Source organism: Peptococcus simiae, from assembly GCF_046097595.1.
Lineage (GTDB): Bacteria > Bacillota > Peptococcia > Peptococcales > Peptococcaceae > Peptococcus > Peptococcus simiae.
Genome location: NZ_JBJUVG010000008.1, coordinates 83,122 through 93,876, shown reverse-complemented (window position 1 = coordinate 93,876; position 10,755 = coordinate 83,122). Strand labels below are relative to the sequence as shown.

11 protein-coding genes are annotated in these 10,755 nt (G+C 53.8%); 3 read left to right on the top strand and 8 right to left on the bottom strand.

Features of this window, described 5'->3' with window-relative positions; genetic code table 11:
- Window positions 1-25: 25 nt before the first annotated feature.
- Window positions 26-715, bottom strand: a complete 690-nt coding sequence (locus ACKQTC_RS06620; RefSeq protein ID WP_408977648.1) for a Crp/Fnr family transcriptional regulator — start codon at window positions 713-715, stop codon at window positions 26-28.
- Between the two features lie 119 nt (window positions 716-834).
- Here ACKQTC_RS06620 and ACKQTC_RS06615 point away from each other — a divergent pair, with 119 nt between their 5' ends.
- Complete coding sequence (locus ACKQTC_RS06615; protein ID WP_408977647.1) at window positions 835-2,220, top strand: SLC13 family permease; 1,386 nt, start codon at window positions 835-837, stop codon at window positions 2,218-2,220.
- 56 nt (window positions 2,221-2,276) lie between these two features.
- Here the strand turns inward: ACKQTC_RS06615 and ACKQTC_RS06610 are convergent, their stop codons facing one another.
- Complete coding sequence (locus ACKQTC_RS06610; RefSeq protein ID WP_408977646.1) at window positions 2,277-2,591, bottom strand: hypothetical protein; 315 nt, start codon at window positions 2,589-2,591, stop codon at window positions 2,277-2,279.
- Between the two features lie 150 nt (window positions 2,592-2,741).
- Here ACKQTC_RS06610 and ACKQTC_RS06605 point away from each other — a divergent pair, with 150 nt between their 5' ends.
- Window positions 2,742-3,308: a beta-class carbonic anhydrase gene (locus tag ACKQTC_RS06605; protein ID WP_408977651.1), complete on the top strand. Its 567-nt coding sequence runs from the start codon at window positions 2,742-2,744 to the stop codon at window positions 3,306-3,308.
- Window positions 3,309-3,379: 71 nt separating this feature from the next.
- Here ACKQTC_RS06605 and ACKQTC_RS06600 read toward each other — a convergent pair whose 3' ends face one another.
- From ACKQTC_RS06600 to ACKQTC_RS06580, 5 genes are all read right to left on the bottom strand, one after another.
- A complete protein-coding gene (locus ACKQTC_RS06600; RefSeq protein WP_408977645.1) occupies window positions 3,380-5,668 on the bottom strand; it encodes an S-layer homology domain-containing protein in 2,289 nt (762 codons plus the stop codon).
- Between the two features lie 24 nt (window positions 5,669-5,692).
- Window positions 5,693-6,580, bottom strand: a complete 888-nt coding sequence (locus tag ACKQTC_RS06595; protein WP_408977644.1) for a 4Fe-4S binding protein — start codon at window positions 6,578-6,580, stop codon at window positions 5,693-5,695.
- Window positions 6,573-6,722 (bottom strand): CD1871A family CXXC motif-containing protein, encoded by a 150-nt coding sequence (locus tag ACKQTC_RS06590; RefSeq protein WP_408977643.1) that lies wholly within the window; start codon window positions 6,720-6,722, stop codon window positions 6,573-6,575. Before ACKQTC_RS06590 ends, ACKQTC_RS06595 begins: the two co-directional genes overlap by 8 nt.
- Window positions 6,722-7,339 (bottom strand): TlpA family protein disulfide reductase, encoded by a 618-nt coding sequence (locus ACKQTC_RS06585; protein ID WP_408977642.1) that lies wholly within the window; start codon window positions 7,337-7,339, stop codon window positions 6,722-6,724. Before ACKQTC_RS06585 ends, ACKQTC_RS06590 begins: the two co-directional genes overlap by 1 nt.
- 247 nt (window positions 7,340-7,586) lie before the next feature.
- The gene (locus ACKQTC_RS06580; RefSeq protein ID WP_408977641.1) at window positions 7,587-8,024 is read right to left on the bottom strand and encodes a MarR family winged helix-turn-helix transcriptional regulator; all 438 of its coding nucleotides are present in this window, start codon (window positions 8,022-8,024) and stop codon (window positions 7,587-7,589) included.
- 137 nt (window positions 8,025-8,161) lie between these two features.
- Here ACKQTC_RS06580 and ACKQTC_RS06575 point away from each other — a divergent pair, with 137 nt between their 5' ends.
- Entirely contained in the window at window positions 8,162-9,529 is a 1,368-nt protein-coding gene (locus ACKQTC_RS06575) for an MATE family efflux transporter (protein ID WP_408977640.1), read from the top strand.
- 103 nt (window positions 9,530-9,632) lie between these two features.
- Here the strand turns inward: ACKQTC_RS06575 and ACKQTC_RS06570 are convergent, their stop codons facing one another.
- Window positions 9,633-10,640 (bottom strand): M23 family metallopeptidase, encoded by a 1,008-nt coding sequence (locus ACKQTC_RS06570; RefSeq protein ID WP_408977639.1) that lies wholly within the window; start codon window positions 10,638-10,640, stop codon window positions 9,633-9,635.
- Window positions 10,641-10,755: the final 115 nt, after the last annotated feature.

The window sequence follows — 10,755 nt, the reverse complement described above, 5'->3', positions numbered from 1 at the left end:
CTTTTTTCCTAGTCGGACGGACGATTTAGCCGTCTATGAAGGCGATTTTTTCCAGCTCGGCTTCCTTTTCCGGGCTCAGGGGGGTCTCCGGTTGCTTGAGGAGGAGGCCTTCTTTTCTAAGGGTCTGAAGGCTTTGGGCGACGCTGGTCCGGTGGACGCCGCTGAGCTGGGCAATGAGGCTCTGGGTCAGGCGGATTTCCGGGAGGGCATCCTGGAGGCGAAGGTAGTGGTAAAAGGAGAGGACTTGGGCAATTTTTACATGGGCGGGAACGGCGTACTGAAGGTAGGACTGGTGGTAGAGCCGGCGGGTTTCCAGGGCGCTGAAGCGCATGATCAGGTAGAGGAAATGCTCGGATTCTTTCATTATACTGATAAAGGCTTCCCTGGGAAAGTGCCAAAGGGTAACGTCGGTATAGGCGGTACTGGCATAAAGGAGGGGCATATGGTGCCAGGCCGGGGCCAGCCAATGGGGGTAGGGGGCGAAGGTAAGGGTGCACTTTTCAAGGCCATTGATATTGGCCACGCTGTCTATAATGGCCCCTTCCATAAGAAAAATGATGTCGCTGAGCTGGTCACCGGCAGCGGTCAAGCGACTTCTTTTGGGGTGGTGGCTGACGGTGGCGATGGCGGTTAGGTCTGCCAGCCAGGGGGAAAAGTCTAAGCCGAGGGGCTTAAGGCTGAGAAAGGGGCTACCGGTGAGGCGTTCTTCATTCATGGGTCCACTTCCTTAAAATATGCGGAATAAAACAGGCGTTTGTAGCGGCAACTGCTTATCAGCTCTTTTTATGAATGGTATTATCAACTTAATGAAAAAAAGGACAAAGGAGGATCGATATGTCTACCGTATCGCGCAGCAAAGAGTACTTATTGTGGTTATTTGTTTTCGGCATTCCCATTGTGTTTGGCCTGCTCCCCTTGGATATGGCGCCTAAAATGCAATACTTTCTGGCCATTTCCCTCTGGGGGGTCCTGGCCTGGATGACGTCTATTGTTCCGGCCGGGGTGGTGGGGGCAGTCCTGCCTTCTCTCTTCTTCTTTTCCGGGGCGGCCCCGGCAGAGGTGGCCTATGCCCCCTGGTTTAACAGCTTAATCTGGGGGACGATTTCCATCCTTCTCATTGGCTATGCGACGGATAAGACCGGCATTGCCAAGCGGATGGCCTACAGCATTATCTTGCGCTTTGACTGTAACTTAAAGGGCCTGGTCTGGGCCTTTATGGGGGCCGGGGTGGTCATGGCCTTTATTATTATTGACCCCATGGCCCGGGCCATGATCTTTACGACGATTGCCCTGGGGATTGTCCGGGCTTTGGATATTCCCCTGAAAAGCCGGGAAAGTACGGCCCTGGGCTTGGCGGCCTTTTTTGCCATGAGCGGACCCGGCCTTATGCTCTACACGTCCGGCAACGGGATTTACATCAACAGTGTCTACCGGAATGTGGCGGGCAATATTGACTACTTCCAGTGGCTCTTGGGCAATATCCTGCCCAGCCTGGCCTGGATGCTGATTTCGGTCCTCATTGTCCTCAAGTTTTTCCGCCTGGACAATGGCCGCTGCCTGGATGCCCGGGAAAGCCTGATGGCCCAAAAGGAGGCCCTGGGGCCCATGAACCGGCAGGAATGGACAACCTTAATCGTCCTCCTGGTCCTGGTGGCCGATTATATTCTGGCGCCGATGGTAGACCTAGACCCCTTCTTATTAAGTGCCCTGCCCATGGCCCTCCTCTTCCTGCCTTCTGTGGGAATTTTACAGGCCAATGACTTTGAAGAGGCCAATTTAAAAATCCTCTTCGTGATGACCGGGGCCATGTCCATTGGGTCGGTGGCCGGGGCGGTTGGCCTGGTGGATATCCTGATTCAGTCGTCAGAGCCCATTATGGGCCGGGGCCCGATTGTGATGACCATTGCGACCTTTATTTTAGCGGTGGTGTCCAACTTTGCCTTAACGCCCTTGGCCATTGTCTTCACCTTGACGGAGGCTATTACCAAGATGGCCCTGGCCTTTGGCTATAACCCCCTCCCCATCGCCTATGCCCTCTGCTTTGGGACAGATGTGTATATCTTCCCCTATGAGTATGCGATCCTCTTAATGTGCACGGGCTTTGGCTTAATGGACAATAAGATGCTCATTAAGGCCCTCTGCCTACGGACGATTGGCGCCTTTGCGATTTTATTCCTGATTTCTATTCCTTACTGGTACTTGCTTGGCCTATTTGCCTAAGTAGCCGGGTGTCCTGCGGGACACCCGGTTTTTTTGCTTAGCCGGCCGGGGGAGGGTCAGATACGGATATCCGGGTGGTCACTGATTAAAAGTTGCTCACCGGGAGCGTGGGTATAGAGGCGGACATTGGTGGAGCGGGGAAATTCCCGTTTGGCAATCCGGCCCACGAGCTTTAGGAGGGCCCCTTCGCCGATGGCTTCAAATTCCTCCCGGTGGTAACCGTGTTCACGGACATGGTAGAGGCCCTCCTCCCGCAGGGTGATGATGAGGCCCCGGTTCCTTTTATAGGTGAGGATTTCGATGGCGCCACCTGTTTCCAGTTTGGGCAGGCGGCGGCGTAATTCTTTAGGAATGGCTTCTAAGCGAATCATATCTTCCCTCCTTTAAAAGACCGTCAAAAGACAAAAGCCAGTTCAAGCATAGCAGAGACCGGGAAGAATTGCACCCTTTGGCAAAAAATTGGTCTCTATCCATTTGTATTTGATCGATAAAGTGCTATACTAGCCCTATTAAGGAGGGTCATCAGGATGCTTGATGAAATTTTAGCTTATAATCAACAATTTGTGGAAAAGAAGCAGTACGAATACTTCTTAACGGACAAGTACCCCAATAAGCAGGTAGCGATTCTCACTTGTATGGATGCCCGCTTGTCCACCCTGCTCAACGCCGCTATGGGCCTGGCCAATGGAGATGCGAAAATCATCAAAAATGCCGGTGCCCTGGTCTCCCACCCCTTTGGGAGTATTATGCGGTCCCTCTTGGTCGCTGTGTATGACTTGAATGTCAGCGAGGTCTTTGTGGTAGGCCATGATGACTGTGGGGCTGAGGCCTTAAATGCCGAAGCCATGATGGCTAAGATGAAGGACCGGGGCATCAGTGAGGATACCTTCCAGACCCTGGCCGGGGCCGGCATTGACTTAAATGCCTGGCTGGCCCCCTTTGAGAATGTTGAAGAAGCCGTCCGGGAAACGGTGGCCCGGATCAAGAGCCACCCCCTGATGCCTAAGGATATCCCTGTCCATGGCCTGGCCATCCGACCGGACAGTGGGGCCCTCCGGGTCATTGTCTGTGATGCCTGTGAGATCTAGGCCATCCTAAATAAAAAGAACCGCCCTTCCGAGCCTTTCGGAAGGGCGGTTTGCTGTAGTTACAACATCTATTAGGCAGCCTTTTGCTTGTGAGGCTTCTCCTTTGGGTCTTGAGCTGGCGCAGAAGACCCGGTCTTCTGTGCATCAGTCTTGGTTTGGTCAAGAGAATGGGTATGGGCTGCCGTCATGACCTGGTCATAAGCCCAGTGGCTGGTTGGTAGGTCTTTAAAAGTAGTTGTCTGCTTCTCCTGGGCCGGCAGGGGCTTGCGGCCCAGGAACCGGTTAACCATGGCGCAGGCTTCAGCTCGCGTGATGGGTGCATCCGGGCGGAAGGTACCATCCGGATAGCCATTCAGGTATTTTTTAGCATAAGCCTGACTAATGGCCTCCTTGGCCCAATGGCCTGTCAGGTCTGTAAAGGGGGCTGGAGAGACGGGACCTTTTTCATTCCGACTGAGAATAGCTGCAAATTCAGCCCGGCTAATGGGTGCATGGGGCCGGAAAGTTTGGTCCGGGTAGCCGGACATCATATGGGTATTCACCATGCTGATAATGGCGTTTTCATACCAGGCCCCGGTATAGGCGATGTCCTTAAAGAGGGGGAGCTGTTGGGTAATGGCCCTGTCCCTCAGGTAAGACCGGGCAAACATGGCTGCTGCTTCAGCCCGGCTAATGGCCTGATCCGGCTGGAAGCTGCCATCCGGGTAGCCGGAGACATAGGCCTCCTGCCGGTTTACAGACGGAAGGCTAGGCATTTGTGCGGCAGTGTCATTGTCGTTTTGCTTACCTTTTTCTTTTGGCTTGCTTTCCGACTTATTTTTATCCTTGTTCATGCCGGGTTTACTTGTATCGGCATGATCCTTTTTCTTATTGGGAAGGGACGGCCCGGTACTACCTCCGCCGGCACTGCTTTCGCTATTTGACTTATTTTTGACTGTATAGGTTAATTCTTTTTCATTAGAAAAGTCTTTTTCGGCCTCTTTTTGTACAAACCGTAAAAGGTCACCTTTTTCCAATCCTTTGCCCTCAGGTAAGGTAAAGGTGAATTTACCTTGTGGGTCAACTAAGCTCCGAGCACTGTAATAGGCCTGTCGGGGCTGTCCTTGGCCTGCTTTTCCCTGTCGGTAAACGTACAGGTCAACAGTGGCCCCCGCAACGCCTTGCCCGCGAACGGTTTTACCGTCCTTATCAACCTGGAGGTTTTCCGGCGTAGCCGTAGCTTCTTGACCCGGAATAGCCGGTGTAATCTGGTGGTTGACAGACATAGGCTTTTTACCCTTTTCCTCCTGGATTACCTTTAGGTCATCCCCTGCTCGCAAAAGCAAGCCCTGGGGAACCAGGTAGGTAAATTTCCCTTGAGCTGCAACAGTTACTTGACCGGGCAAGGCTTCATACTGATCATCATCTTTCTTGCGGAGTTGGAAAGTAATAACCGCCCCCGGCGTACCGGTGCCTTGAATGAGGGTATCCTTTTCCGTCCTCCCCCCGGTCACCACGGGCCGTTGAGAGTATCCCTTTTGTGAAGCACTGGCAAAAAAGGTCGTATTCCCGGTAATCGTCCTGTTTTCACGAGACCATACCGGTGCATCGTAGCCGGTTGCAGATTTGACAACCGGAAAGTCAGCATCTGTCAGGACAGTGCCCGGTTTGACGAGGATGGTTTTCCCTTGGAAATCAGCGGATACCCCTTCGCCGGGGACAAAGGTAACATAGCAAGCCCCTTCCGGCATCAGCTTATTAGCAGCCTCTTTCCCATCTATTTTATTACGGACAACGGTTAATTTGTGACCATCCAGCCGGGCTTGAGACCCATCTTTAAAGGTGACCGCCAAAGGGCCTTCATACGTACCTTCTTTTTCCGTCGTCCGGTTACCGGCGTCTTCTATGCGGGCGCCATCTTGATCAGCCTCTTCTAGGATAACGCCCTTACTGTAATTAACTGCATCCCCCTGCCAGACGGATAGCTCCATCAGGGTAAACTCTTTTCTATAGGGAGTCGCAAATGGACTGCTGTAAGGGGTATTCTTTTCAACAATAACCAGGTCTGATACCCCTTCACCTGCTTGACGGGCGGGCAATTGACCATTTTTTAAGAGAATCTTCCCCTGGTCATTAACCATCAGGTCATGGTCTGACTTGGTTTCATAATTCGGGACATATACCTTGCTATCTTCAGAAAATGAACCGCCGTCTGCTTTTCGGACGGTCAACTCCATATCGCCATTTTGAAACCGTTTAGTCTGAACCGTCAAAGTTCGTTCGGCTTCAGCGCTTCTAGCCGGGAGAGGCAGGACAGTCAAGAGTAAGCCTAAAGTGACAAGAATGGCTACTGCTTTTTTGAAAATACCTGTATTCATCATCTCTTCTCTCTTTCTTATTTAAGCTTAAGCGAGGGCATCATTTTTATGCCTTTCCCCACTGCCTACTTTCAGGCTGGCAGATAGGGCTTCCGTCGGGCAAACTTGCTTACACCGGCCGCAGCGGATGCATTCCGGGCTATTGATATTGGCCACCGGGTCAATGGCCATCCCACAGGCCTTGCGGCATTGACCGCAAGAAATGCAGCGGTTTTCATCCAGCTGGTAACGGTAGAAGGAGACCTTATTAAAGAGGCCGTAAATGGCCCCCAGGGGGCAGAGGTACTTACAAAAAGGCCGGTAAAGAATAATGGAAGCCACAATCGTTAGGGCCAGGATCACATTTTTCCAGATAAACAAATGCCCTAGGGTGGCCCTGAGGCCCGGATTCAGAGCCACCAAGGGCCAGCCCCCCTCTATCATCCCGGCTGGACAAATTAATTTACAAAAATAGGGATTCCCGGACCCGATGACATTGACCAGGGTCAGGGGCAGGATAATGACAAAGACGGCCAGAATAATATATTTAAGATAGCGGAGCCCCTTGTCACCCGGGAAGGTATGAATCTTTTTGATAAAGGGAATCTTATGCAGGAGGTCCTGGATGAGGCCAAAGGGACAGAGCCAACCGCAAACAAAGCGGGCCAGGAAGGTCCCCACCAGAACAAAAAAGCCCATGAGGTAGAGGGAAACCTTGTACTCGGCACTGCCAATGACCGCCTGCAGGGCCCCAATGGGGCAGGCCCCCAGGGCGCCCGGGCAGGAGTAGCAGTTGAGTCCGGGGACGCAGGCCTTTTTCAAGGGACCAGTGTAAATTTGTCCGGTTACAAAGCCGGCAAAGTGGGCATTGGTCAGAGCTGTCCAGGCCCCCTGGCCTAGGTGCCGCCTCTTATCTGAATATCTTTTTTTAGCCAATGCCGATACACTCCAAACAAATCCGCGAGGCCTTGGTGAAGACGGCAGCCACTTCATTCCGCATGATGCCGCCAGCCACCAGACCCAGGCCCAGGGCGACCAGGGTCAGCCGGGTATACCAACCGTTTAAGCGGACCTTCATTACTTGTTAACCTCTTCCAGGGCGCTGTTGATGATTTCCTTCCATTGGTCCAGGCTTCTGGCCCCGGCATAACCCTGGCCAACGACCTTGCCGTTTTCATCTACCAGGTAGCTGGTCGGGAAGGTGGTAACATCCTTGAGAATATTGCCTAAAACGGTTTCATCCGGCTTGCAGAGGGGGTAGGTCACGCCGGTTTCTTTCTGGATTTTCTTAGCCTTTTGAACACTTTCAGGGACATCCTTACCGCCATCAGTGGTATCAACGACAATCCCGACCACTTGGACGCCCTTATCCTTCATTTCCTGGTTGAGCTTTTCCAGGTCCGGCATTTCAGCAATACAGGGATTACAGAAGGTGCCCATTAAATTGACCAGGGTCAGCTTGTGGCCCTTGAGGTCATCGGCGGTGAAACTTTTCCCGTCAATGGTCTCCATGTTGAATTGGCCCATTTCGGAAAAAGTAGTGGTTGCCTTTGGCCCCTTATCGACAGAAGCAGAAGCGGTCGAGGCACTGCTTGCCGCCTCCGTTGACGTCTCTGCCCCGCTGCCGCCGCAGCCGGCCAGGAAGGCGGCGCTTAAACCGAGTAAACACACCATAGCTGTTAATTTCTTTTTCATAATTTTCCTCCTAGAAATAAAATACAAGCTTTCGTCGTCATTTGAGAACAGTTCGCATTGTAGCACAGGACAACCGGTCTTGTCTTTAAGATTAAGCATATGTTACGAAATCACGAAAAAAGGTAGACCAATCTTCAAGAAAAAGACCGGTTTTCTCTTGAGGACCTAAAAATGGCAAAAAAAATCGGCCCTGAAACCAGGGCCGGAGGATTTTTTCTTAACATTTACCCTAGAGTGGGGAAGGGGGTTACTTTTTCCCCAGGGCGCCGGCTAGCCGCTCCATGCTCCGGAGGTAGGCCAGGAGGTCAGCCCGGGTCCGATCAGCGGACAGGGGCTTGGTAAAGGAAAGGACTTCCGCTTCCAGGGTCCGGATGAGCCTTTCCCCTTCCTCCGTAAGGGTATAGCCTGCTGCCCGGCGGTCACCGTCGGCCTGGCTCTTCATTAAAAGGGCCCGGGTCACCAGCCGGTTGAGGATGCCCGAGACCGTTCCCTTGGACAGGCTCAGCAGGTCGCAGATATCGCTATTGCGGATGGTCCCCTTGCCCCGGGCGGCGCCCAGGACGCTAAATTGCTGGGGTGTGATATCCCAGGCTTCCAGGGTCTCGCTCAGCCGGCTCTGCATGAGGCCGTTGACTTCGCGAACCGCGTAAAAAAGGCGCAGGGCCAGTTGATCTTGTTCAGTCATGACGATTCCTCCCATATTCAGTTAGCATGCAAACATCGTACCCCAGCAGGCGGGGCCCTGTCAAATGAAAGCCATAAGGAGATGGGCCTTGTTCATACCCGGGGCCCGTGATAATATGGCAGGGAGGAGGCGAGAGGATGAATACTGCAGAAGATAGACGCCGGATGCTGGGCGATATGCCGGTAGGCCAATTGCTGATGCGCTTTTCAGTGCCGGCCATTATCGGGATGATCGTCAATGCCCTCTATAATGTTGTCGACCGGATTTTCCTGGGCATGGTTTCCGGCCAGGCCATTGGGGCGGTCTATATCACCTTCCCCATTATCCTGGTCATTATGGCCCTATCCATGCTGGTCGGGATTGGGGCCACCACCCTGATTTCCATCCGCCTGGGCGAGGATAAGCACCGGGATGCGGAGCGGATTTTAGGCAATGCCTTTATCATCATGCTGGTCATGTCCCTGGTCATCACCCTGGTGATTCTTCTTTTTGCAAACCCCCTTTTAAGGGTCTTTGGGGCGACGCCCTCCCTCTTGCCTCTGGCCGCCTTATATATGCGGATTGTCTGCCTGGCCCTGCCCTTGCAGATGGTTTCCTTCTGTTTAAACAGTGTCATCCGGGCCGAGGGCAACCCGACCCTGGCCATGGTCACCATGATGGTTGGGACCCTGGTCAATGTGGTTTTAGATTATCTTTTTATCGTTCAATTGGGTTGGGGGGTAGCCGGCGCCGCCTGGGCGACGGTGGCCGGCATGGCGGTTAGTGGCCTGTGGATTCTCTTTTATTTCCTCACCGGCCGGTCCCTCTTAAAGCTCCGGGCCGGTTACTTCCGCCTGGACCTGGCCCTGGTCCGCCGGATTATGGCCCTGGGCATTCCCAGTTTTGGCATGCAGCTGGCCAATAGTCTGGTCATTACGGTTATTAATTATGAGCTGAAAATTTACGGGGGCGACAATGCCCTGGCCGCTATGGGAATTATCCATAGCGTATCCACCCTCTGCTTCTTCCCCCTCTTTGGGATCAACCAGGGGGTCCAGCCCATCATTGGCTTTAACTTCGGGGCCCGCCAGCTCCACCGGGTCCGGGAGGCCCTCTTCAAGGCCATCGGCGCCGGAACCTTCTTTGCCCTGGCCAGTTTTATCCTGATTATGGTCTTTACCGATGATATCGTCCGTGTTTTTGCCAGCAACCCGGAAACCCTGGCGGCCATTGGCGATTACACCCGCGAGGGCCTGCGGATCAATATCCTCTTCCTGCCCATCTTAGGCCTGGGCATCGTCGGGGGGACCTACTTCCAGGCCACCGGCCGGGCAGCCATTGCGACCTTCCTCTCCCTGACCCGACAGCTGATTATCCTGGTGCCCTGTGTGGTCATCTTCGCCCGGCTCTGGGGCGTGACCGGGGTCTGGATGGGTTACCCGGCCAGTGACCTGGCCTCGACCCTTTTAGTGGCCTACTTTCTCTTCCGCTACCGGCACGAATTACGGGGCCAGCCCCGCCAATAAAATAAGCAAGGCAGGCGTCTCTATTCAGACGCCTGCCTTTTTATAGTTTTTCAAACTCATAAAAAACCTGCCCGGCAGGGTTTGCCGGACAGGGGGCTAATTTTTAGGACCGGTAGTGGATAAAGGCATCCGGGTCGACGGCCTTGCCGTTGACACGGGTTTCAAAGTGAAGGTGGGGTCCGGTTGCTGCGCCGGTCATCCCCTGGGTGCCAATGGTTTGCCCTTGGCCCACTTGCTGGCCCACTTGGACGCCAATGGTGGCGAGGTGGGCATACCGGGTCACGAGACCGGAGGGGTGAGTAATATCGACACAATTCCCATAGCTAGAGAAAACTTCTGCCCGGGTGACAGTGCCGCTGGCGGCGGCAAAAATCGGGTCGCCGGCGCACCCGGCAATATCGACCCCGGTGTGGAAGTCTTTTTCAACGCCATTGCCGAGCGGGAAAATGCGCTCGCCAAAGGGGGAAGAAATGTAGGTGGCTGTGGTCGGCCAGATGAGCTGGTCACCGGTGGTGACTTTAGCTGTTGTAGCGGTCTTGGGCTGGGCGACAGCCGGTGTCGGTGAAGTGGCCTTGGGGTTGGTGGTGCTGGGCGGGGCCACCTTGGCGGCTTGCGGGGCCTGGTAGGCATTCAAATGGGCCCACATGGGCTTCTGGTTGGTCCAGATGCCGCCAATCAGCTGCCAGTTGGGGTCACCGTCGACCAGGACCAGCATTTGGTTCCCGGACAGGCCGATGTTCCGGTTGATAATGTTCTCGAATAGGCTAAGGGGCGCGTAGGAGGCGCCATTTTTGATGACGAGGGGAAATTGCTGGCCATTGGCCACAGTCACCAGGGTGTTTTTCTGGGACAGTTGCATTTCATAATTTTCCCGGCCTTGGGTCAGTTTGATTTTATCCTGACCTTCAGCCCGCCATTCTAAATCCATGTTTAAGTCCGTAAAGGTTGACCGGAGTGGCAGCCAGATCCCGTCATTTTGGACGACAGCTGCACTCTTTAAAGGAATATAGGCGTATTCCGGTTGGGCCGCCTGGGCCGGGGCACTCGGTGCCAGCAGGATGGCCAGGGCACACAAAAGAGCCGGAAAGACCGCCAGATACTTTTGACGCAAATGAAGCCACATCCTTTCCAGTGTTTGTTGCTAGTGTAGCACAAAAAAAACGCAACCGGCGGAAAAGGGGGGATTTGTAACCACTTTGTTCCGTCTTAACCGGTGCGTTCGTAAA

What these genes read in the sequence shown, in the direction of transcription:
- ACKQTC_RS06620 (WP_408977648.1), bottom strand. Translation starts at nt 715, where the DNA reads ATGAATGAAGAACGCCTCACCGGTAGCCCCTTTCTCAGCCTTAAGCCC.
- ACKQTC_RS06615 (WP_408977647.1), top strand. Translation starts at nt 835, where the DNA reads ATGTCTACCGTATCGCGCAGCAAAGAGTACTTATTGTGGTTATTTGTT.
- ACKQTC_RS06610 (WP_408977646.1), bottom strand. Translation starts at nt 2,591, where the DNA reads ATGATTCGCTTAGAAGCCATTCCTAAAGAATTACGCCGCCGCCTGCCC.
- ACKQTC_RS06600 (WP_408977645.1), bottom strand. Translation starts at nt 5,668, where the DNA reads ATGATGAATACAGGTATTTTCAAAAAAGCAGTAGCCATTCTTGTCACT.
- ACKQTC_RS06590 (WP_408977643.1), bottom strand. Translation starts at nt 6,722, where the DNA reads ATGAAGGTCCGCTTAAACGGTTGGTATACCCGGCTGACCCTGGTCGCC.
- ACKQTC_RS06585 (WP_408977642.1), bottom strand. Translation starts at nt 7,339, where the DNA reads ATGAAAAAGAAATTAACAGCTATGGTGTGTTTACTCGGTTTAAGCGCC.
- ACKQTC_RS06580 (WP_408977641.1), bottom strand. Translation starts at nt 8,024, where the DNA reads ATGACTGAACAAGATCAACTGGCCCTGCGCCTTTTTTACGCGGTTCGC.
- ACKQTC_RS06575 (WP_408977640.1), top strand. Translation starts at nt 8,162, where the DNA reads ATGAATACTGCAGAAGATAGACGCCGGATGCTGGGCGATATGCCGGTA.